The following is a 21,840-nucleotide window of genomic DNA, read 5'->3' on the forward strand; positions in this document are numbered from 1 at the left end:
TCGTCCTCTTCCATGTCGGGAGTGCCTGCCGGTGCTTGGGGGCAGGTCGTAAGCCAAAAAGGACGCATCACCCGCTTCGGGGGAACCGGGCGATGCGCCGTCAGGTGGGTTCGGTAATGAGGTCAGTATTGGGCGACAGGCCAGCCGTCGGCGCCCCAGATCAGCGGCGCGATGCGCAGCGTGGGAGCGCCCTCGTGCTGCTTGTCGTAGGCGTGATAGACGAGGTAGGTCGTGCCGTCGGTATCGGTGAAAGCGCCGGGATGGCCGGGGCCGCGAAAGCGCCCCTTCTCCTTCAGGTCGGCGCGGACGAGCACGGTGCCGCCGCCTTCCTGCGCCTTGCTGCCATCCTTGCCAAGGTACGGCCCGGTGATGCTGCGCGAGCGCGAGATCACTGTGTAATAAGTGCTGTTCACGCCCTTGCAGCAGTAATCGAACGAGGTCAGCAGGTAGTACCAGCCGCCGTGCGGGAGGATGAACGGGGCCTCGATCGCGTCGGGCGCGCCTGCGGGAACCGGGCGGCGCGCCAGCGAGATCGGCTTGGCACCTGGTGCGGGCTTACCGGTCTTCGGATCGAGCCTGAACAGCTTGATCCCGGTCCAGAAGCTGCCGAGGGTCAGCCACTGGCCGCCTTGCGCATCCTTGACGAAGTTCGGGTCGATGGCGTTGAAATCGTCTGTCTCGGTCGACATCACGACAAGGCCGTGGTCGGTCCAGTGATAGTTCGCGGCTGACCGGTCGAGCGTCGGGCTGGTGGCAAGGCCCACGGCCGAGCGGTTCGAACCAAAGGTCGAGACCGCGTAGTACAGCCGGTATTCGCCGTTCTCGTAGGAGATGTCGGGCGCCCAGATGCCTTCGGTGCCGGGCACGGCCTTGGTCGCCCAGTCGGGCAGCGTGTCGAACACCGGCCCCGCATCGACCCAGTGGACGAGATCGGTCGAGGTCTTCTCGCCGATGTAGCGCCCGATGGTGTTGTAGACGTGGTAGGTCTGGCCTTCGCGGATGATGACCGGATCGTGGACCGGGGTGATCGCGCCGGTCAGCCGGTCGTTCAGCGTGGCCGTGCCCTCGGGGGCCTGCGCGCCGCCCGACGCGGGAAGCGCCAACGCGATCAGGGCTGCGGTGCAGACGGCCCGCAGTGTATTCCTACCGATCATGATCATTCTCTCCCTGAAGCGTGGCTTCGTCAGCTGGCCGACCAGGCTGCAACCAGCGCAGCGGCGCGTTCTCCGACCACCTCGGCGCTGTCACCCGGCTTGTAGAGGCTGCCCCCTACGCCGATACCGAACACGCCTGCCGCGCGGAACTCGGCGACATTGGCCGGACCGACGCCGCCGACCGCCCAGACGCGGCAGTCACGCGGCAGCACTTCGCGCACCGCCTTCACATAGCCGCTGCCCAGTACCGAGCCGGGAAACAGCTTGAGATCGCGCGCGCCCGCGCCGACAGCCGCGAAGGCCTCGGTCGGGGTGAGGAAGCCGGGCAACACGTCCATGCCGCGCTCTAGCGAGCGGGCGATGACGGCGGGATCGGTATTGGGCGAAACCATGAAGGTGCCGCCTGCATCGGCCAGTTCGTCGGCCAGCGTCGGGCTGGTCACGGTGCCACCGCCGATCGCCGCGCGGTCTCCCAGCGCAGCGACCATCGCGGCGATCGAGCCCGCTGGATCGGGCGAATTGAACGGCACCTCGATCAGCCGCACGCCTGCGGCGACCAGTGCCTCGCCAATGGCAACGGCCTCTTCGGTACGCACGCCGCGCAGGATGGCGACCACGGGGACGGCGCCTTGTGCCAGAACCTCGTTGACGGTCAGGGCCTTGGTCATTGGGAATCTCCTGAAACGGTGTTGCGGGCCTCGTTTTGAGCCGCATGCGCCTGCGCGATGCGAAGGCCTGCAAGAACGGCGGCATCGCCCTCGATGGTAGTTGCGCCCAATCCCTGCGCCGCCAGCGCGCGCTCGTAAAGCCCGGTGAGTTTCGGATCGCCGATCAGCACCATATCGGCAGCGCTTCCGGTCTGGCTGGCGATCTCGCCGCCGATCAGGACGCCGGAAAGATAGCCGCGCGACCATTCGCTCGACCGGCCATCGAGCATGCGCGCGGCGCGCGCCTCGAACAGCGCGCCGATCGCCGGTTCGGCGGCGCGTTCCAGCCCGCGCGCAAAGCCCTCGTCGAACGAGCCGCTGCCCGCATCGTCACCGCCCATCGTCGAATGACCGGAGAGCAGCGCGAAGGTCTCGCCGGTAGGGCAGGTGCGATAGCCGGTGATAGTGCCATCGACCAGTTCCACCCACTTGGTGTGCGTGCCCGGCAGCACGATCAGGTGGCGGCCCTTGCCGAGTTCGGGGGCAAGCGCGATGGCGCCGAAGACCTGCGTCTCCTCGCCGCGCATGACTTCGGGCACGCCTTGCGCCGAACGCCACGAAAGGCCGGGTAGAACCGCCACCGGCATGCCCGCCACATCGAGTTCGGTGCGCGAGGCGAGCCAGCCGTCCAGATCCACCGGACAGGGTGCATAGCCCGCCGCGACGAGTGCGCGCGGGGTGCCTGCCATGCCGCAGATCAGCACGTCCGAGATCGGCGCTTGCGCCGCCCAGACAGAGAGCCGCTCGGCCAGCGCGGCGCGCGCACTGGCCGGATCGAGCGTGCCGACGCCGGGGCCGTCCACCCGCGCCACCACCTCTCCTGCCGTATCGAGGCGGAAGAGACGCAGGCGGGTGGTGCCCCAATCGCCGACAACAGCGGTAGCGGGGGCAGTAGCAGGCAGCGTGCTCATCGCAGCGTCAGCACCACGACCGACTTCGCAGGCAGCGTAACCACCAGCTTGCCGCCCTCAAGGCGCGCGCCCGAGAACGCGGCGGGCTTGATCGCCTCGGGCGCCTCGAAGGTATTGTGCGCGTTCATCGCGGCGGCGGTCAGGATCGTGCCGTCGACGCCGCTGGCGTTCACGCCATCCAGCGCGATCGTCACGGTGTTGGGCTGGTTGGGATCAAGGTTCGACAGCGCGACGTGGATCAGGCCGTCCTTGGCCTTCACCGCCGAGCCGCTGACGGCAGGCATCGTGAACTTGCCGGCGGCATAGTTCGGCCCATCGATCTTGATCGGCAGCACGGTCGCGTCCTGCCACGGCTTGTACATGTCATAGACCCAGTAGGTCGGGGTCTTCACCATTTTCGAGCCGTCGGTCAGGATCATCGCCTGCAGCACGTTCACCATCTGGGCGATGGCGCTCATGCGCACGCGGTCGGCGTGCTTGGCGAACACGTCGAGCGTGGTGGAGGCGACCAGTGCGTCACGCAGGGTGTTCTGCTGGCGCAGGAAGCCGGGATGCGTGCCCGGATCCTGTGCGAACCAGGTGCCCCATTCGTCCACTGCCAGCATCACGCGCTTGGCGGGGTCGTACTTGTCCATGATCGCCGAGTGCTTGGCGATCAGTTCGTCGATGTGCTCGGCGTTCCACAGGGTGTCGGCCCAGTCCGCTTCGGTGAAGTTGATCGGGTCGGCATGCGGCGGCCAGCCGCCACCGGGCAGCGTGTAATAGTGCAGCGAAAGCCCGTCGACCTTGTCGCCGGCGATCCGCATCATCGTGTCGGTCCAGTTGTAGTCGTCGACATTGGCGCCGGACGCGATCTTGAGCGTCTTGGTGCCGTCCGGAACCTTGACGAAAGTAGCGTAGCGGCGCGTCTCGTCGGCGGCGAATTCAGGACGCATGCTGCCGCCGCAGCCCCACAGTTCGTTGCCGATGCCGAAATAGGCGAGTTTGTACGGCGCCTTGTGGCCGTTCTTGCCGCGCTCGTCCGCCAGCGATCCGGCAGGCGCGGTCATGTATTCCACCCATTCGGCCATTTCGCGCGGGGCGGCATCGCCGACGTTGCCCGAGACATAGGCGTCCGCGCCGACCTGACGCAGCAGCTCGAAGTATTCGTCGGTGCCCACGGTGTTGGGTTCGGTCACGCCGCCCCAGTGGGTGTTGACCTTGACCGGACGGGTGTTCTGCGGGCCGACGCCTTCACGCCAGTGGTACTCGTCGGCGAAGCAGCCGCCGGGCCAGCGGATCACCGGCACCTGCAGTTCGCGCAGCGCCGAGACGACATCGTTGCGGAAGCCGTTGGTGTTGGGGATCTTGCTGCCCTTGCCGACCCACAGGCCGCCGTAGATGCCGTTGCCGAGATGCTCGGCGAACTGCGTGAAGATCTCCTTGTGGTACTCCGGCCCCGGATGCGCGGCGTCGAGCGTCGCGGTCGTCGGCGTGTCGCCGGTATCAGCCTGGATCGGCGCCGCCAGCGCCGATCCGGCCATGAGCAGCGCGAGGCCGGCGCGGCGCAGGTTGCGGGTGATTGTCGTCATTGTCTGCCCCCTCCCAGGGAATTGTGTGCTGGGGTACGTCGTGTTCAGTCGTGGAATTCTTCCACCGCGATCCGCTTGCCGCGCAGGAATGCATCGGCGACGAGGCGGAACGGGTCGAGGTCGACATCGCTGCGGCCACCCCGGATCAGGTTGGCAAAGCGCGCGTAGAGGCCCGGATATTCCAGATCCTCGGCATGCTGCACACCCGAAGGCAGGGTCAGCACCGCGCCGCCATTGGCGAGCTTAAGCAGCCCGGCGTCGGTCTCCACCTCGATGTCCCACGATTGCGGGCCGGTCTGGCGCCAGTCGAGGTCCATGTGGATCGGCGCACCGGCGGTGTCGCGGAAGTGGATGTCGGCAGCGATCGGTGCGGCACGGTTGGCAGGCAGGCTGAGCGTTGCCGACTGCAGGAACACCGGGCGCGGCATGATGTGCGTCAGGATCGAGAGCGCATTGATGCCCGGATCGAACACGCCGAGACCACCCGGCTCCCAGATCCAGTCCTGCCCCGGATGCCACACGCGCACGTCCTCGCGCCAGGCGATCCGCACCGTGTCGATGCGGCGCTCGGCCAGCCAGGCCTTGGCAGGCGCGACACCGGCGGCAAAGCGCGAGTGCCACGAGGCGAACAGGGTGACGCCGGTCTTTTCGGCGAGGGCGTTCAGCGCCATCACTTCGGAGAGCGTGGCGCCCGGGGGCTTTTCCAGGAACGTGTGGACGCCTGCGCGCAGCGCCTGCGCGGCCAGATCGTAGCGGACCTGCGGCGGCGTGCAGAGCGCCACCGCATCGAACGCCGGACCTTCGGCCAGCAGCGTGTCGAAGTCCTTGAAGTGTGCGACCGTGCCGGGGCCCGGATCGCGCGGGCTGACCGTGGCGGCCAGCGAGAAGGCCGAATTACCGGCGATCGCGGGCAGATGCTGGTCGCGCGCGATCTTGCCGATGCCAACGACGGCGATGCGGATCGGATCCATGGCTCAGAGCGCCTTCACGACGACGGTGTGCTCTGCGGCACGGGCCAGCGGGCTGGCGAGCGGTAGGGTGAAGGGCGCAGCCGAAATCTCGAACACGTCGCCTTCCTGCGTTGCGATGCCGTCGCTGAACGAGAGAGTGGCCGTGCCGAAGAAGTGGACATGGACGTCACCGGCGCGGCGGAACAGGTCGTACTTGAAGTGATGATGTTCCAGGTTGGCGAAGGTGTGCGACATGTTCGCCTCGCCCGACAGAAACGGCTTTTTCCACAGCGTCTCGCCGTTGCGGACGATCTTGCTGGTACCCTCGATGGCGGCAGGCGGTGTGCCGATCAGCAGCTCGGGGCCAAGCGCGGCCTGACGCAGCTTCGAGTGGGCGAGCCAGAGGTAGTTGTGGCGCTCGGTCACATGGTCCGAGAACTCGTTGGCGAGCGCGAGGCCGAGGCGATAGGGGGTGCCGTCTTCGCCGATCAGGTAGATACCGGCCAGTTCCGGCTCCTCGCCGCCGTCCTTGGCGAACGCAGGCATGGTGAGCGTCTCGCCGGGGCCGACGAGCTGCGAGCCGTCGCCCTTGTAGAACCATTCCGGCTGCTGGCCGACTTCGCCGGATGCGGGCTTGCCGCCTTCGAGACCTTCGAGGAACATGCGCATCGAATCGGTGACATGGGCACCGGTTTCGGCAGCCGAAGCGGCGGCCTTGTGCATCTTGTCGCGACCTTCGGCCGAGCCGAGGTGGGTCAGGCCGGTGCCGGTCAGCAGCACGTGGGCCGCGTCAGCATGGTCGATGGGAGCGAGCAGGTTGCCTGCGGCCAGCTCGGCGGCAATGTCGACCGCCTCGCCTGCTTCGCAAGCCGAAGCCGCTTCGGCCAGGGTCTGCCCAGCAGCGATGGCGGCAAGCGCCAGTTCGCGGATCGAGGCAGGGGCCTTGAGGAAGCGGGCGCTCGGCCCTTGTGCGAAGATCACGGAACGCGAGCCATCCGGCGCGCGATGCTGCAGCAGGCGAAGGTCAGTCATCAATCTCTCCCGGACGCGGCGCGCTTCTGTTTTGATGGGAGCGCGCCGCGGGATTTTACGAAGTTAAGAGTTACAGGGTCAGGATGCCGTCGATGAGGCGCGGAGCGCCGTCACCCTTGGCGCCGTCGCGCAGTTCGGGCGGAAGCACGCCGTCGCTCAGGTTCTGGTAGCTGACGGGGCGCAGGTAGCGGTCGATCGCCATGCTGCCGACCGAAGTCGTGCGCGGATCGGAGGTCGACGGGAAGGGGCCGCCGTGTACCATCGCGTGGCTCACTTCGACGCCAGTCGGCCAGCCGTTGGCGAGGATACGGCCCACCTTGCGCTCCAGCACCGGCAGGACGCGGGCGACGATTGCCTCGTCGGCAGCGTCCATGTGGAGCGTGGCGGTCAGCTGGCCTTCGAGGCCCTTGAGCAGTTCGACCATCTCGGCCTCGTCCTTGCAGACGACGAGGATCGAAGAGGCGCCGAACACTTCGTGGCCCATCGCCTTGTCCGCCAGGAACTTGGTGGCGGTGGTGCGGAACACGATCGCGCCACCCGTGGTGGTCGAACCGTCGGCCCCCTTGCCGACAAGATCGACGCCGGGGTTGCCTTTGAGCGCTTCGACGCCCTTGGCATAGGCTGCGGCGATGCCGGTGGTCAGCATGGTCTGCGGCTGGGCTTGCGTGACGCCAGCCTCGGCAGCGGTGACGAAGGCGTCGAGACCTTCACCCTCGATCGCCAGGATCAGGCCGGGGTTGGTGCAGAACTGGCCTGCGCCCATCGTCAGCGAGCCGATATAGGCGGTGCCGAGCGCTTCGCCGCGTGCCTTGAGCGCTTCGGGAAGCAGCAGGACAGGGTTGATGCTCGACATTTCGGCATAGACCGGGATCGGCACTTCGCGGGCCGCCGCCAGCTTGGCGAGGGCGAGGCCGCCGCCGCGCGAGCCGGTGAAGCCCACGGCCATGATGCGCGGGTCCTGCACCAGCGCCGAGCCCAGCTCATTCGAGGGGCCGACGAGGTGCTGGAACACGCCTTCGGGAAGGCCGGCATCGGCAACCGCCTTGCTGATCGCCTGAGCAACGAGCGCGCCGGTGATCGGGTGGGCCGGGTGACCCTTGACGACGACCGGGCAACCGGCGGCGAGTGCCGAGGCGGTATCACCACCGGCGGTCGAGAAGGCGAGCGGGAAGTTGGAGGCGCCGAACACTGCAACCGGGCCGACCGGGATCATGCGCAGGCGCAGGTCCGGGCGGGGCAGCGGGGCACGGTCGGGCAGTGCGGGATCGATGCGCAGCTGCTGCCAAAGGCCCTTGCGGACATATTCGGCAAACATCTTGAGCTGGCCGCATGTACGGCCACGCTCACCTTCGCCGCGACCGCGGGGAAGGCCGCTCTCGGCGATGTAGGCTTCGATCAGCGGCTCGCCGATCGCCATGATCTCATCCGCGATTCGCTCAAGGAAAGCGGCGCGGGTTTCGCGGTCCGTGGCACGGTACTCGTCGAACGCGGCATCGGCCTTGGCGCAGGCTTCTGCCACATCGGCCGGTCCGTGGACGGCAAAGGCGTCGCCCTGCGGCTCGCCGGTTGCAGCCACTACGGAACGAAATTCAGTCATCGGGACTCTCCTATTTACTCCGACATATTCGGGTCGCGCGGGAAACGCAATGTTTGTCGTTCCTTCATGCGCAAGGCACTGGTACGGTAGCCTTAGAGGTGAACATTAACGTGACAACGGCGAAGTTGAAGACCGGTATCGAGACGGGGCGATCAAATGAGGAGCAGCGCGGTCCCGGACGGCGCCTGCACGGTGCGATCGCGCACAAGCTCGGCACCGAAATCTTGTCGGGCAAATATGCTCCGGGTGACATTCTTTCGGGCGAGGTGGCCTTCGCCGAGGAGCTGCAGGTTTCGCGCAGTGCCTATCGCGAGGCGATCCAGGTGCTTGCTGCCAAGGGGCTGGTCGCCAGCCGCCCAAAGGCGGGCACGCGGGTGCTTCCGCGCGAGCGCTGGAACCTGCTCGATCCCGATGTGCTGGGCTGGGCCTTCGCAGGCGAGCCCGATGTGGAGTTCGTGCGCAGCCTGTTCGAACTGCGCGCCGTGGTCGAACCTGCCGCCGCGCGCTTTGCGGCGCAACGGCGCGACAAGGCCGATCTCAAGGTGATGAAGGATGCGCTGGCGGCGATGCGTCGTCACACGCTGACCACCGAGGCAGGACGCGCTGCCGACCGCGATTTCCATAACGCCATCCTTCAGGCCACGCGAAACCCGGCGTTGATCGTACTGAGCGCCAGTATCGGCGCGGCGGTCAACTGGACGACCCAGTTCAAGCAGCGCGCCCGTGCCCTGCCGCGCAATCCGATCCCCGATCACGTCAAGGTCTACGATGCCATTGCCGAAGGTGATGCCGATGCGGCGGCGGAGGCGATGAACGTGCTGGTCGATCTGGCGCTGGAAGATACCCGCAGCTCGATGATCGTCAGCGACTGATCTTTCTCCGTCGCAGGTATGAAAAAGGCCCGGAAAGTCGCAGTGACTTTCCGGGCCTTTTCGTGTCCGTGTGGTGCGTGCGGCGTGCTTACTCTGCAGCTTCCACGGCCTGCTGTTCCGGCAGCGCATGCGTGGTCTTAGAGCCCCACAGCGCATAAAACAGGACGTAGAGTTCGCAGGCCGCCGTCAGCAGGAACGAGGTCTGCAGGCCATAGGCATCGGCGATCCAGCCCTGCACGGCAACCAGCGCGCCACCGGCAATGGCCATGACCAACAGGCCCGAGGCTTCCTCGGTCAGCGGGCCGAGGCCCTTGATACCCAGCGTGAAGATTGTCGGGAACATGATCGAGTGGAACAAGCCGACGAGGATCAGCGACCACATCGCCACCGGGCCATGCGCGAAGACCGTGACCAGCATCACCACGAAGGCGCCGATCGAGAAGAATGCCAGCACCTTGCCCGCGTCGATGCGCTGCATGATCGCCGAGCCGGCGAAACGGCCCACCATCATGCCGCCCCACAGCAGCGAGAGGTACTTGCCCGCCATCTCGTGCGTCATGTTGCCGATGTCGGGACGGCTGACGAAGTTGATGAACAGGTTGGCGACGCCGATCTCGGCGATCAGATAGATGAAGATCGCGGGGATGCCGAAAACCAGATTGCGGTGCTTGAACAGCTCAGGGTTCAGCAGGCCCTTCTTCTTCTCGCCATGTGCCTTGGATGAGACCATGGCGGGCAGCGGGAAGCGGGCGATCACTATGGCGAGCACGACCAGCACGATTGCAACGAGCGCATAAGGCAGGATCACTGCATGAGCGTCGGCAAGGCGGTCGGCCTTGCTCAGCACGGCATCGGCAGCGGCGGTGCCGCTCTTGGACCGGCCGAGGATCAGGTAGGCGCCGAAGGCAGGTGCGAGCATCGTACCGGCCGAGTTCATCGCCTGCACCAGATTGAGGCGCGAAGAGGCCGTCTCAGGCTTGCCGACGACAGCGACGTAAGGGTTCGCAGCTACCTGCAGCAGGGTGATGCCGCTGGCGATCACGAACAGCATGACCAGCGTGACGCCGTAGGAAGGGATGCTGGCGGCCACCATCATGCCGACCGCGCCGCCCGCCATGATCAGCAGGCCCGTCACCAGCGACTTCTTGTAGCCGATCCGCTCGATCAGCAGCGCCGAGGGAATCGAGGCGAAGAAGTAGGCGATGAACCACACCGATTCGATCAGTGCCGCCTGAAAATACGTCAGTTCGAACACGCTGCGCAGGTGTGGCAGCAGCGTGTTGTTGATGACGGTGATGAAGCCCCACATGAAGAACAGGCTGGCAAGCAATGTCAGCGCCGGGCCATAGCGTACGCCGGGCATTGTGCCCGTGGAGCCCTGGCTCTGGACGTCAGACGACGAGATCACTGGCGGCATGTCGATCCTCTCGCATTAGCGCTGCCCCGGTTTCGTATGGCCCGAATTCGGGCGAACCGGCTTGCGCTCTTTCTATTTGTCGGACTATATGGGCGGCGCGGACACGTCAATGCTTCGCGAACGAAATGGACGAACGAAAAGGACTGGGCGGGATGAAGAGGATGCTTCAGGGAACGGCGGCAACGGCCGTCGCGCTGGCTCTGGTATTGGCTGCGGCGCCGGGCGCGCAGGCGGCCGAGGCCACGCAGGCGAGCGCGGGCAAGCTCTCCGACGGCACCGATGTGCAGGCGATCACGCTCAAGGCGGACAACGGCGTTTCGGCGACGATCCTGACCTTCGGCGCCACCTTGTGGAAGATGATGGCGCCCGATCGCAACGGCAAGACCGCCGACATCCTGCTCGGTTACGACGATCTTCACAGCTACGAGACCAAGCCCAACTTCTGGGGCTCGACCATCGGCCGCTATGCCAACCGCATCGCCAATGGCCAGTTCACGCTCGACGGCAAGACCTACCAGCTGCCGCAGAACGACCATGGCCAGTCGCTGCACGGCGGCGGCAAGGGCTTCGACATGCAGAACTGGAAGGTGGAGCAGGTGAAGTCCGGCCCGACGGCCAGCGTTGTGCTTTCGCTCGTCAGCCCGGATGGCGATTCGGGCTATCCCGGCACGGTGAAGGCCAAGGTAACGTACACCCTCGACGAGAAGGGGGCGCTGACCATCCAGTTCGATGCCACTACCGACAAGCCCACGGTCATCAACATGACCAACCACGCGATCTTCAACATGGGCGGCGAGGGGGCCTCCGAGGGCGCGATGGACGAAGTCCTGACCGTTCCCGCCGGCCATTACACCCCGGTCAACGATCACCTGATCCCGACCGGCGAGCTGCGCGACGTCACCGGCACCGTGTTCGACTTCCGCAAGGGCCGTCGTTTCAATGACGGCATCCGCGATGGCAACGACGAGCAGATCGTCAAGGGCCACGGCTACGACCACAACTTCGCGCTCGACAAGGGCCTGACCAAGACGCCCGAACTGGCCGCCAAGCTGGAAGATCCCGCTTCGGGCCGCGTGCTCGAAGTGCTGACAACCGAGCCCGGCGTGCAGGTCTACACCGGCAACTTCCTCGACGGAACGTATCTGGGCAAGCATGGCCACCTCTATCGCATGGGGGACGGCATTGCGCTTGAGCCGCAGAAGTTCCCCGATTCTCCCAACCATCCCAACTTCGTCTCGGCCCGCGTCGATCCCGGCAAGCCCTATCGGCATGTCATGATCTACCGCGTTTCCGTTGACCGCTGACCTGAGGCCCCTTCTGTGACCGAAACTGCCAAGCCCAAGCTGCGCTCACGCGCCTGGTTCGACAACCCCGACAATATCGACATGACCTCGCTCTATCTGGAGCGGTATCTGAACTTCGGCCTCAGTCTGGAGGAACTGCGCTCGGGCAAGCCGATCATCGGCATCGCCCAGTCCGGCAGCGACCTCTCGCCCTGCAACCGCCACCACCTGGTGCTGGCGGAGCGCATCCGCGAAGGTATCCGCGAGGCAGGCGGCATCGCCATCGAGTTCCCGGTCCACCCGATCCAGGAAACCGGCAAGCGTCCGACGGCGGGGCTTGATCGCAACCTCTCGTACCTTGGCCTCGTCGAAGCGCTTTACGGCTATCCGCTCGACGGCGTGGTGCTGACCACCGGATGCGACAAGACCACCCCGGCGATGCTGATGGCTGCGGCGACGGTGAACATCCCGGCGATCGCGCTGTCGGTCGGCCCGATGCTCAACGGCTGGCACAAGGGCGAGCGTACCGGTTCGGGCACCATCGTGTGGAAGGGTCGCCAGATGATGGCGGCGGGCGAACTGGATGCGGACGGCTTCATCAAGCTCGTCGCCTCCTCGGCACCCTCGACTGGCTATTGCAACACGATGGGCACGGCGACGACGATGAACTCGCTGGCCGAAGCGCTGGGCATGATGCTGCCCGGCTCGGCCGCGATTCCGGCGCCGTATCGCGATCGTCAGGAATGCGCTTATTATACCGGCAAGCGCATCGTCGACATGGTGCACGAGGACCTGAAGCCCTCGGACATCATGACGCTGGAGGCTTTCCACAACGCCATCGTCATCAACGCCGCGATCGGCGGATCGACCAACGCGCCGATCCACCTTGCCGCCATCGCTCGCCATATCGGCGTGGAACTGCCGCTCAAGGATTGGGAGCGCCTCGGCCACAAGATCCCGCTGCTGGTGAACCTGCAGCCTGCGGGCGAGTACCTCGGTGAGGATTACTACCGTGCAGGCGGCGTGCCAGCGGTAGTGGCACAGTTGATCAAGCAGGGCCTCATCAACGAGGGCGCCTTGACCGTCAACGGCAAGACCATGGGCGACAACTGCCGCGATGCCACGATCGAGGACGATCGCGTCATCAAGACCTTCGACCAGCCGCTGGTCGAGGAAGCGGGCTTCCTGGTGCTGTCGGGCAACCTGTTCGATGCCGCGATCATGAAGACCAGCGTGATCTCCAAGGAGTTCCGCGACCGCTATCTGTCGAACCCGGAAGACCCGGAGGCTTTCGAGGGCCCGGCAGTCGTGTTCGACGGTCCCGAGGACTACCATCACCGGATCGACGATCCCGCAGTCGGCATCACGCCCGAGACGCTGATGTTCATGCGCGGCGCGGGGCCGATCGGCTATCCCGGTGCGGCCGAGGTCGTGAACATGCGTCCTCCGGCCTACCTCATCACCGAAGGCGTGACGGCGCTGCCGTGCATCGGTGACGGGCGCCAGTCGGGCACCTCGGGCAGCCCCTCGATCCTCAACGCCTCGCCCGAAGCGGCGGCGATGGGCGGGCTGGCCCTGCTGGAAACCGGCGATCGCGTGCGCATGGACCTGAAGAAGGGCGTCGTGAACGTGCTGGTCTCGGACGAAGTTCTGGCCGAGCGCCGCGCGGCTCTGGAAGCCAGGGGCGGCTATGCCTACCCGGCCTCGCAGACGCCGTGGCAGGAGATCCAGCGTTCGGTCGTCGGCCAGATGGACACCGGCGCGATCCTGGAGGGGGCTGAGAAGTACCAGCGCATTGCCCAGACCATGGGGCTGCCGCGCGACAATCACTAAAAGGTGCGGTCCTGAGGACTGCATGTAGGCGCCGGCCCGCTTCTCCCTCCAGTATCCGCCCTTTTCGGGTGAAGGCTGGACCGGAGAGCGGGCCGGACGCATGTTGGAGAGGAAGGGTTTGAAACGATGACGTTGTGGCGCAAGATCGAACGTGATGTCCGCGATACTCTGGGCGAAGGCGCGATGTGGTGCGCCCGCGATAACGCTTTCTACTGGGTGGATATTCTCGCCCCCGCGCTGAACCGTCTTTCGCTCGCGGACGACAGCATCGCGCGCTGGGACATGCCTGCGCCGCTCGGCTGGGTGGCCTCGCGCGAGACTGGCGGGCTGATCGGCGGCTTCCGCGATGGTGTGGCCGAAATCGGGCTCGATCCGGTCAGCGTGGCGGATCGCCGCGATCCCGAACCGCACCTGCCCGGCAATCGCATGAACGATGGCAAAGCGGACCGCCATGGCGCGATCTGGTTCGGCACCATGGACATGGCGGAAGAGGCCGATTCGGGCGCGCTCTATCGCCTCTCGCCCTCGGGCGAATGGCAGGTGATCGACAGCGGCTATCGCGTGCCCAACGGCCCCGCTTTCTCGCTCTGCGGGGACTGGCTCTATCACAGCGACACCGCGCGCCGTACCGTGTTCCGCTTCCGGCTGGAGGCCGACGGCGCTGTCGATCGCGAGGAATTCATTCGCTTTTCCGATGCCGATGGCTACCCTGACGGGATGACTGTCGATGCCGAAGGGTGCCTGTGGATCGCCCACTGGGGCGGTGCGCGGATCAGCCGATTCGATACGGACGGCAAGCACATGCGCTCGATCGCACTGCCCGCACAGCAGATCACCAATATGGCGTTCTGTGGCCCCGATCATGACCGTCTGTTCGTCACCAGCGCCGCCATCGGCCTGCCTGAAAGCGAGTACGATGGCGCGCTGTTCGAGGTTGACTGCGGAGTTCGGGGGCTTCCTGCGGGCACTTATAAAGGTTAACCCGCGAGGTAGGACAAAACGCCGCAAGTCCTTGTGCCGATGTTACTTGAGCGGGACTTGCGGCGCTGGTAATCCTTTATCATGTCCTCCTGTGACCTTTGCGTCGTCCGTAATCGGGCGATCTGCGCCGCACTTCATCCCGTCGAACTTGAGGCGCTCAACACCATCGGGCGCACGCGGCGGCTGGAGGCGGGCGAGTCGCTGATGTGGGAGGGTGAGGATTCGGTCCTCGTCGCCAATGTCATCGACGGCGTGCTCAAGCTCTCGACCAACACCGAGGATGGCCGCGAACAGATCGTCGGCGTCGTCTATCCCTCTGACTTCATTGGGCGACCTTTCGGCGGGACGACCGGTCATGGTGTGACCGCGCTGACCGACGCCACCGTCTGCGTGTTCGCACGGCGCGATTTCGATGCCTTTGCGCGCCAGCACCCTGCGCTGGAGCACCGCCTGCTGGAGCGCACGCTGGGCGAACTGGACCGCACCCGCCGCTGGATGCTGCTGCTGGGCCGCAAATCCGCCTCGGAGAAGCTGGCGAGCTTCCTGCTGGAGATGGTGGAGCGGCTCGGACCCAAGGGCTGCGCTGCCCATGCCGGGCCCGGCAGCAGCGGGCCGCTGGTCGACCTGCCGTTTTCGCGCCAACAGATCGCCGATGTGCTCGGCCTCACTATCGAAACGGTCAGTCGTCAGTTTACGCGCCTGAAAAACGAGGGAATTATCGATCTGCCTTCGCGTCGCGAAGTGCGCGTGGTCGATCTAGACGCGCTGACCGCCGAGGCGGGCTAAAACGTACATAGAGGGGGTAAAGACGGGGGTTAAAGGGGGGCTAAGAACGCTTCAGGCGTTTTAGACGGCCCTTTTCAGCCGTCGCTGCATTCCGCGCAGGTGCCGCGCAGTTCGACCACCGGGCGCACATCGGCAAACCCTGCATTCTTCGCCGCCGCGATCAGCGATCCCGTGAGCTTGTCGTCGTCGATATGGACGGCGCGTCCGCAGGCATCGCAGATCAGGAAAATGCAGTCATGCCGACAGCCGGGGTGGCTGTTGGCAAGGTAGGCGTTCGCGCTCTCCACCCGGCGCGCGAGGTTGGTGCGCACGAACAGGTCGAGGATGCGGTAGACCGAGTTGGGCGCGACCCGCTTGCCGCGCAACGCAGAGACGCTTTCGGCAAGGTCGTAGGCAGAAGCGGGAACCTGCCGTTCGGCAAGGGCGGCGAACACGTCGGCGCGCATGTCGGTCCACTGCTCGCCCGCTTCGACGAGTGCGGCGTGGGCGGCCTTGGTCAGGCTGTCGCCGGAATGTTCGTGGTGGCTGTGCTGGGTCGCGGACATGGACCCCATATGGCCCCTGTCCGCTGTTGCCGCAATGGGTGGTGTGGGGCCGGGTTTGGCCGGGAAATCAGCGCTGGATGGCGGGCGCGGCTTCGGCGGCGGGGACGATCCCGTCCGACAGCGACGTGGCGCGCTCGAGACCCAGTCCGCCCAGCACCAGCAGCGCGCCACCGGCGAAGCCGAGCGCGAGGAAGCGGTAGAAGTCGGCCTTGAAGAGTCCCATTATTCGTGTCCAGATGGTTGCATGTGCGAGCGTGCACCGTGGTGCGCTCGCGGCCCATTTGGACTTTCGACCCTTTCAGTCCAGTGAATTATCGGCACGTGGAGTTGCGCTTGCGTCGAAATGTTTGTGCGGTGCGGCAAGATGAAGGAACCTGTCGGCGAACCGTCATCAACAAGTCCTAGAGGACGCAGCCTTTTTGCCTCTTACGCCGAAATCCAGCGCATCAGGCCCCCAAATACAGCGGCGACCACCAGCAGGGCCAGCGGTACGCCGAGGCAGATAAAAGGCAGGGCCGCCGCCGCGATCATACGGCGGCGCGAACGCAGGCGCCCCGAACGCAGGAGCACGGCGGCGCTCATCAGTCCGGCCAGAAAGGCCAGTGCGAGCAGTCCGCCGAGTCCCGATACGTCCATGCTGTCCCCTGAATTTCCTGTCAGGGGCTTTGGGCCCCGCGCTGTCCGATCAGTGCTTGAAGTGGCGCATGCCGGTGAAGACCATCGCCAGACCGGCCTCGTCGGCAGCGGCGATGACTTCATCGTCGCGGATCGAGCCGCCCGGCTGGATCACGGCGGTGGCGCCCGCCTCGGCAGCGGCCAGCAGGCCATCGGCGAAGGGGAAGAACGCGTCCGACGCCACGGCCGAGCCGACCGTGCGGGCCTGTGCCCAGCCGAACTTCCCGGCAGCTTCGGCAGCCTTCATCGCGGCGATGCGCGAGCTGTCGCGGCGGTTCATCTGGCCCGCGCCGATCCCGGCGGTGACGCCGTCCTTGGCATAGACGATCGCGTTCGACTTGACGTGGCGGGCCACGGTCCAGGCGAACAGGCAGTCGCGCAGTTCGGCGTCGGTCGGCGCGCGCTTGGTCACGACCTTGAGATCGTCGAAGCCGATGGCGCCATTGTCGCGGCCCTGCACCAGCAGCCCGCCGGTGATCGGCTTGACGGTCAGGCCGCCACGGCGCGGATCGGGCAGTTCGCCGGTGAGCAGCAGGCGCAGGTTCTTCTTCCTGGCGAAGAACTCGCGCGCCTCCTCATCGGCGTCGGGCGCGACGACGACTTCGGTGAAGATCTTGCAGATCGCTTCCGCCGTGGGGCCGTCGAGCGTCTGGTTCACCGCGACGATGCCGCCGAAGGCCGAAACGTCGTCACAGGCCAGCGCGCCTTCCCAGGCGTCGAGCAGGCTGTCGCCCTGCGCCACGCCGCAGGGGTTGGCGTGCTTGACGATGACCACGGCAGGCTTCTGGCCACGGAACTCGGCGGCCAGTTCGAAGGCGGCGTCGGCATCGTTGTAGTTGTTGTAGGACAGCTCCTTGCCCTGGATCTGCTCGCCTTGGGCCAGACCCTTGGTGAAGGGGCCGACGGGGGTGTAGAGCGCGGCCTTCTGGTGCGGGTTCTCGCCATAGCGCAGCGTGGTCGACAGGCGACCGTTGACGCTGAGCATCTCGGGGAATTCAAGACCCTGATCGGCAAAGGCAAACCACTGCGAGATCATCGAATCGTAGGCGGCAGTCTGTGCGAAGGCGCGCGCGGCCATCAGCTTGCGGAACGCCAGCGTGGTGCCGCCGTCGGTCGCTTCCAGCTCGACCAGCAGGCCTTCGTAGTCGACCGGGTCGGTGACGATGGTAACGTAAGCGTGGTTCTTCGCCGCAGACCGCACCATCGAGGGGCCGCCGATGTCGATATTCTCGATAATCGTGTCGCGGTCCGCGCCCTTGGCGACAGTCGCCTCGAAGGGGTAGAGGTTGACGATCACCAGATCGATCGCGCCGATGGCGTGGTCGGCCATGGCCTTGGCATGTTCGGGATTGTCGCGCACCGCCAGCAGGCCGCCGTGGACCTTGGGGTGCAGCGTCTTGACGCGGCCGTCCATCATCTCGGGGAAGTCGGTGATTTCGGAGATGTCCTTCACCGTCAGCCCGGCATCGCGCAGCGCCTTGGCGGTGCCGCCGGTCGAGACCAGCTCAACCCCGCGATCGCTGAGCGCCTTGCCGAGCGTGGCAAGCCCGGTCTTGTCGGAAACCGAAAGCAGGGCGCGGCGGATCTGGACGGTATCGGTCATGCGGGAAGAGGCCTTTTCGAATGCGAAGGGCGTGTTCCACCGGGATCGTCCTGCACGACGAAACCTCTGGGAACGACGGAACGGGCTTTTGGGGGCGCTTTATGCGGTGGGCAACATTCGGGCAACCCCGAGTCGCGCGCAAAAGCGTCCCACCGTGGCGGTTGTGGTGCGATGCGATGCATCGGGGCAACGGGGGGCTTGGCAATAAGGCTTCATCCCAGCGTAGACTGGGATCGCTCGAAAGATTGTACTGCGCTCACGACGATCCCGGCCTGCGCCGGGATGACGGATTTGGGAGGGGCGATTTTGCGGCTTCTATCGCTTGAAGAAGAGAAGCGACGCTGCGGGCACCGCAAGCAACACGCCCAGCATACCGATCCATGCACAGACCAGAACGTAGACCATTATCGCGGCATCGCTGAGAACCGTCGCGCAAGGATAGGCGAGGGCCGCCATCGTCAGCGACAGTATGAAGCAGCATGTGCCGGTCGCGAGCAGCTTTTTCGGGGCAATTCTGCCCTGAACCAGCCACGCGATCGCGGCCACAACCAGTATTCCGATATAGAGGACATGCATCGAGGGCATGCCCTCTCAGCCCACCTTCTTGAACAGCCAGCCGAACGAGCCGCCGCCGCGCGAGACCATGCCTTCGATCACCAGCTGTTGCGTGGCCTGCGGGCGGCCCTGCCCGTCGACCCACAGCGAATCCTCGATGGCGACTTCGCCCACGCCGCTGCCGATGCGGAACATCCACAGGCTGCCGTCGGGCAGTTGCAGGCTGGCGCCCTGCTTGTCCTCGACCGGGGCCACGGTGACGCCGGCGCCCAGATGGAAGCGGATGGCGAAGCCGATGCGGCCGCGCTTGCCCTTGCGGGCGGCGGGCACCAGCAGGTCTTCGCCGCGCAGTTCGCTGCCATCGTCACGCAGGATCAGGATGCGCTTGTGGGTGAGGCCATAGCGCGCGGCATAGCCGTTGTGGCTGGCTTCCAGCCGGGTCGCGTTTCCGCCGCTCTCGGCCTGTAGCGTCTTGCGGTCGATATCGACCATGCTGACGCCCTGACCGATTACGCCGTTGATCAGGACGGCGGTGGAATTGGCATCGTCGAGCGTCAGGGTCGAGTGCGCGGCGGTGGCGCGCAGGCCCTGCTCCAGCCGCACGGGGACGAGCCCGCCGCCGCTGGCCGCGCCGCCGCAGTTGACGATGATCCGCTCGCCGCTGTGCGACAGCTCGAAGGCGAGGGTGGAGGCACAGCCCGACCGTGCCTGCCCCGGCATCGGCGGCGGGGCGGTGTCGAACTGGAGGATCGTGCGGTGCGCGGCCACGCGCTGGTAGCCCCACTGGCGCACTTCGCGTAAGGGGCGGGTGCGCACGCCGCTGGCCTTGACCAGCGCGTCCACCTCGGCGCCGCTGACGGCCCAGCCGCCATGCCAGCTGCCCAGCGAACCATCGCCGTGGCACAGTGCCAGCAGCGGCGGCACCAGCAGGGCGATGACGTTCTCCATCGCCTCGGGCGGATCGCGGCGGGTGGCCTGATAGCAGTTGCGTAGGCGCACCAGCAGCGCGATCGCCTCCATCTGCGCGAGCGGGCTGCGCGAGAGCACGCCGCCATCGTCGCCGATGGTTTCGCCCAGCGCCTTCATCAGCCCGGCCTCGCCATAGAGGCGGCGTGGGGTGCCTTCGGGCAGCAGCAGGCCAGCGGCGACGATGCCGCACCAGCCGGCGACTTCGCCAAGCGAATCCTCGGCCTTGCCGACATTGCGGTCGAGCCAGCGCGCGGTCTCGGCAATGGCGGCGAGCGCGCGCGAGCGGAAGGCCTTGTCGCCCGAGAGGATCAGCGGCGCGAAGCTCAGCCAGTTGAGCAGGCGCATGCCCGTGTTGCCCACGCTCCATGCGGGGCCTTTGCCGGGGCGGCCCGGCGCCTTGGGGTTGGCCTGAAGCCAGGCGCCGAGAATGCGCTCTGCCACCGGCGCGGTCTGTTCGCGCGCACCGCAGGCGTCGAGATCGGCGAGCCAGGCGAAGCTGTGGACGCAGCGTTCCAGCGGCGGGGCGACGCGCTGGGCGCCCGCGAAGTCGATCTGGGCAATCGCCGTGCGCGCGCCGTGGATCACGAAGTGTCCGGCGCGAAGGGCCGTGCCTGCGGCGGCATTGCCGGGGACGGCGTTGATGACGGTGGCCGTGACGCGCGGCTTCTTGCTGCGCCCCAGCGGATTGCTCAGCAGCGCGGCGGGCAGGCCGAGGCGATAGGCCATGCGCAGCAGCCGTTCGCCCGGCGCAACCATCGGCGGCCCGAAGTCGGCAAGCGCCAGCGCCCGACCGGGCTCCAGCCCGTCGAGCGCGACCGGTTCAACCGGGGGCAGCTTGGTGAGGCGCGGGTCCGCCGGGTTACGGGTCAGGTCATCCTCCGCAGTCACGTCGAGGGGCGAAACCGGCGAACTCGCCTCCTGGTTCCGCCTGACGGCGCGCGAGAGGATGCCCGAAGCCACGCTTACGCGAGGCCTTTAAGGGTGCGGATATTGCTGGCGTAGCAGTCCGGCCCGCCCTTGAAAGTGGCCGAGCCTGCGACCAGCACATCGGCACCGGCGGAAACGCAAAGCGGCGCGGTCTTCGCATCGACGCCGCCATCGACTTCGAGGCGGATATCGCGGCCCGACTTGTCGATCATCTTGCGCACCGCCTCGATCTTGCGAAGCTGGCTGGAGATGAAGCTCTGCCCGCCGAAGCCGGGGTTCACGCTCATGATCAGCACCAGATCGATATCGTCGATAAGGTAGTCGAGCATCTTGGCAGGCGTGCCGGGGTTCAGCGAGACGCCGGCCTTCTTGCCCAGATTGCGGATCGTCTGCACCGTGCGGTGGATATGCGGACCGGCCTCGGGGTGAACCGTGATGTAGTCGGCCCCGGCCTCGGCGAAGGCCTCAAGGTAGGTGTCCACCGGCGAGATCATCAGGTGCACGTCGAAGGGCTTGGCCGAGTGCGGACGCAGCGCCTTCACCACGGCAGGGCCGATGGTGATGTTGGGTACGAAGTGGCCGTCCATCACGTCGATGTGGACCCAGTCGGCCCCGGCTTCGTCGATGGCGCGCACTTCCTCGCCCAGCCTGGCAAAATCGGCGGACAGGATCGACGGGGAAATCAGGGGTACGGACATGGAAAAGGCAGTCTCCTCGAAGATCGACGATAGGCCGCAACATCTGGGGGCGGCAAGCGGCCGGAGCGCCGTTTTCCACACGCCATGTAGTGTCGCGCGCGGCCCTGCGATCCGCTCTGGGACACCTGTCGGACACCTTGCGGCAAAATTCAGTGCCTATTCACCGCCTTTCGGGCACAAGGCGGCCCCTATGGAGAGCCGGGCAGGCGCCCGGTCGAAGCACGAGACCAAAAAGGCTGCGATGACGCGAACGATGTACAAGACCGCGCTGGTGTTCGGCGTGACCACGCTTGGCCTTGCGGGCGGCTTTGTCGCCACCGCAGAGGCGGCGGGCGATCATCAGGAAATCCGCAACGAAATGAGCCGCTGCAATGCGGGGTCCGGCCCCGCGCTGATGGTGACGGTGGACGGCGTGACGTCGTCCGAAGGCAAGCTGCGCATCCAGAGCTATCGCGATACGGCGGATGACTGGCTCAAGCCCGGCAAGTGGATCAACCGGATCGAGGTGCCCGCGCGTGCCGGGACGATGACCTTCTGCCTGCCGATGCCGGGGCCGGGGACCTATGCCGTCGCCGTGCGTCATGACGTGAACGGCAACGGCAAGACCGATATCTCGACCGATGGCGGGGCGATGTCGAACAACCCCTCGATCAATATCTTCAATCTCGGCAAGCCGAGCTACACCAAGGTTGGCGTGCCGGTAGGGCCGGGCGTGAAGTCGATCCGGGTGACGATGAAGTATATGTGAGGAGGATGAGCCAGCCCGATCGGCCA

At 66.2% G+C, this 21,840-nt stretch carries 21 protein-coding genes; 6 read left to right on the top strand and 15 right to left on the bottom strand.

Annotated elements, in window-relative coordinates:
- Window positions 1-122 precede the first annotated feature (122 nt).
- The 7 genes from AC3EC3_RS09615 to AC3EC3_RS09645 form a co-directional block, all read right to left on the bottom strand.
- Window positions 123-1,154 (bottom strand): arabinan endo-1,5-alpha-L-arabinosidase, encoded by a 1,032-nt coding sequence (locus tag AC3EC3_RS09615; protein WP_488489405.1) that lies wholly within the window; start codon window positions 1,152-1,154, stop codon window positions 123-125.
- A gap of 29 nt (window positions 1,155-1,183) precedes the next feature.
- Window positions 1,184-1,822 (bottom strand): 2-dehydro-3-deoxy-6-phosphogalactonate aldolase, encoded by a 639-nt coding sequence (locus AC3EC3_RS09620; protein WP_488489406.1) that lies wholly within the window; start codon window positions 1,820-1,822, stop codon window positions 1,184-1,186.
- Window positions 1,819-2,772 (bottom strand): 2-dehydro-3-deoxygalactonokinase, encoded by a 954-nt coding sequence (locus AC3EC3_RS09625; protein ID WP_488489407.1) that lies wholly within the window; start codon window positions 2,770-2,772, stop codon window positions 1,819-1,821. The genes AC3EC3_RS09620 and AC3EC3_RS09625 overlap by 4 nt, the downstream gene beginning before the upstream one ends.
- On the bottom strand, window positions 2,769-4,334 hold the full coding sequence (locus AC3EC3_RS09630) for an alpha-N-arabinofuranosidase (RefSeq protein WP_488489835.1): 1,566 nt from the start codon (window positions 4,332-4,334) through the stop codon (window positions 2,769-2,771). Before AC3EC3_RS09630 ends, AC3EC3_RS09625 begins: the two co-directional genes overlap by 4 nt.
- Window positions 4,335-4,387: 53 nt before the next feature.
- Entirely contained in the window at window positions 4,388-5,314 is a 927-nt protein-coding gene (locus AC3EC3_RS09635; protein WP_488489408.1) for a Gfo/Idh/MocA family protein, read from the bottom strand.
- A gap of 3 nt (window positions 5,315-5,317) precedes the next feature.
- A complete protein-coding gene (araD1, locus tag AC3EC3_RS09640) occupies window positions 5,318-6,325 on the bottom strand; it encodes an AraD1 family protein (protein WP_488489409.1) in 1,008 nt (335 codons plus the stop codon).
- A 70-nt stretch (window positions 6,326-6,395) separates the two neighbouring features.
- The gene (locus AC3EC3_RS09645) at window positions 6,396-7,922 is read right to left on the bottom strand and encodes an aldehyde dehydrogenase (NADP(+)) (protein ID WP_488489410.1); all 1,527 of its coding nucleotides are present in this window, start codon (window positions 7,920-7,922) and stop codon (window positions 6,396-6,398) included.
- 110 nt (window positions 7,923-8,032) lie between these two features.
- Here AC3EC3_RS09645 and AC3EC3_RS09650 point away from each other — a divergent pair, with 110 nt between their 5' ends.
- Window positions 8,033-8,794 (top strand): FadR/GntR family transcriptional regulator, encoded by a 762-nt coding sequence (locus tag AC3EC3_RS09650; protein ID WP_260925767.1) that lies wholly within the window; start codon window positions 8,033-8,035, stop codon window positions 8,792-8,794.
- 88 nt (window positions 8,795-8,882) lie between these two features.
- Here AC3EC3_RS09650 and AC3EC3_RS09655 read toward each other — a convergent pair whose 3' ends face one another.
- Window positions 8,883-10,211, bottom strand: coding sequence for a sugar MFS transporter (locus AC3EC3_RS09655; RefSeq protein WP_488489411.1), 1,329 nt, complete (start codon window positions 10,209-10,211; stop codon window positions 8,883-8,885).
- A gap of 152 nt (window positions 10,212-10,363) precedes the next feature.
- On the opposite strand from AC3EC3_RS09655, the gene AC3EC3_RS09660 reads away from it, so the two are divergent.
- The 4 genes from AC3EC3_RS09660 to AC3EC3_RS09675 all read left to right on the top strand — a co-directional run bounded on the left by AC3EC3_RS09660 (window position 10,364) and on the right by AC3EC3_RS09675 (window position 15,094).
- Window positions 10,364-11,515, top strand: coding sequence for an aldose epimerase family protein (locus AC3EC3_RS09660; protein WP_488489412.1), 1,152 nt, complete (start codon window positions 10,364-10,366; stop codon window positions 11,513-11,515).
- 15 nt (window positions 11,516-11,530) lie between these two features.
- Window positions 11,531-13,327 carry an IlvD/Edd family dehydratase gene (locus AC3EC3_RS09665; RefSeq protein WP_488489413.1) on the top strand — a complete coding sequence of 599 codons (1,797 nt, stop codon included), beginning with the start codon at window positions 11,531-11,533 and terminating at the stop codon, window positions 13,325-13,327.
- A 126-nt stretch (window positions 13,328-13,453) separates the two neighbouring features.
- Entirely contained in the window at window positions 13,454-14,308 is an 855-nt protein-coding gene (locus AC3EC3_RS09670; RefSeq protein ID WP_488489414.1) for an SMP-30/gluconolactonase/LRE family protein, read from the top strand.
- 81 nt (window positions 14,309-14,389) lie between these two features.
- The gene (locus tag AC3EC3_RS09675) at window positions 14,390-15,094 is read left to right on the top strand and encodes a Crp/Fnr family transcriptional regulator (protein ID WP_488489415.1); all 705 of its coding nucleotides are present in this window, start codon (window positions 14,390-14,392) and stop codon (window positions 15,092-15,094) included.
- 74 nt (window positions 15,095-15,168) lie between these two features.
- Here AC3EC3_RS09675 and AC3EC3_RS09680 read toward each other — a convergent pair whose 3' ends face one another.
- The 7 genes from AC3EC3_RS09680 to rpe all read right to left on the bottom strand — a co-directional run bounded on the left by AC3EC3_RS09680 (window position 15,169) and on the right by rpe (window position 21,066).
- The gene (locus AC3EC3_RS09680) at window positions 15,169-15,648 is read right to left on the bottom strand and encodes a Fur family transcriptional regulator (protein WP_488489416.1); all 480 of its coding nucleotides are present in this window, start codon (window positions 15,646-15,648) and stop codon (window positions 15,169-15,171) included.
- 58 nt (window positions 15,649-15,706) lie between these two features.
- Window positions 15,707-15,862, bottom strand: coding sequence for a hypothetical protein (locus AC3EC3_RS09685; protein WP_488489417.1), 156 nt, complete (start codon window positions 15,860-15,862; stop codon window positions 15,707-15,709).
- A gap of 203 nt (window positions 15,863-16,065) precedes the next feature.
- Complete coding sequence (locus AC3EC3_RS09690) at window positions 16,066-16,275, bottom strand: hypothetical protein (protein ID WP_260925753.1); 210 nt, start codon at window positions 16,273-16,275, stop codon at window positions 16,066-16,068.
- 49 nt (window positions 16,276-16,324) lie between these two features.
- The gene (gene purH / locus AC3EC3_RS09695) at window positions 16,325-17,917 is read right to left on the bottom strand and encodes a bifunctional phosphoribosylaminoimidazolecarboxamide formyltransferase/IMP cyclohydrolase (RefSeq protein WP_488489418.1); all 1,593 of its coding nucleotides are present in this window, start codon (window positions 17,915-17,917) and stop codon (window positions 16,325-16,327) included.
- A gap of 315 nt (window positions 17,918-18,232) precedes the next feature.
- On the bottom strand, window positions 18,233-18,502 hold the full coding sequence (locus AC3EC3_RS09700) for a hypothetical protein (protein ID WP_488489419.1): 270 nt from the start codon (window positions 18,500-18,502) through the stop codon (window positions 18,233-18,235).
- A 6-nt stretch (window positions 18,503-18,508) separates the two neighbouring features.
- The gene (locus AC3EC3_RS09705) at window positions 18,509-20,401 is read right to left on the bottom strand and encodes a heparinase II/III family protein (RefSeq protein ID WP_488489420.1); all 1,893 of its coding nucleotides are present in this window, start codon (window positions 20,399-20,401) and stop codon (window positions 18,509-18,511) included.
- Between the two features lie 2 nt (window positions 20,402-20,403).
- Window positions 20,404-21,066 carry a ribulose-phosphate 3-epimerase gene (gene rpe / locus AC3EC3_RS09710; protein ID WP_488489421.1) on the bottom strand — a complete coding sequence of 221 codons (663 nt, stop codon included), beginning with the start codon at window positions 21,064-21,066 and terminating at the stop codon, window positions 20,404-20,406.
- Window positions 21,067-21,307: 241 nt separating this feature from the next.
- On the opposite strand from rpe, the gene AC3EC3_RS09715 reads away from it, so the two are divergent.
- A complete protein-coding gene (locus tag AC3EC3_RS09715; RefSeq protein ID WP_488489422.1) occupies window positions 21,308-21,814 on the top strand; it encodes a DUF2141 domain-containing protein in 507 nt (168 codons plus the stop codon).
- Window positions 21,815-21,840 lie beyond the last annotated feature (26 nt).

The sequence above is a fragment of the Novosphingobium sp. BAM6 genome, assembly GCF_057784955.1.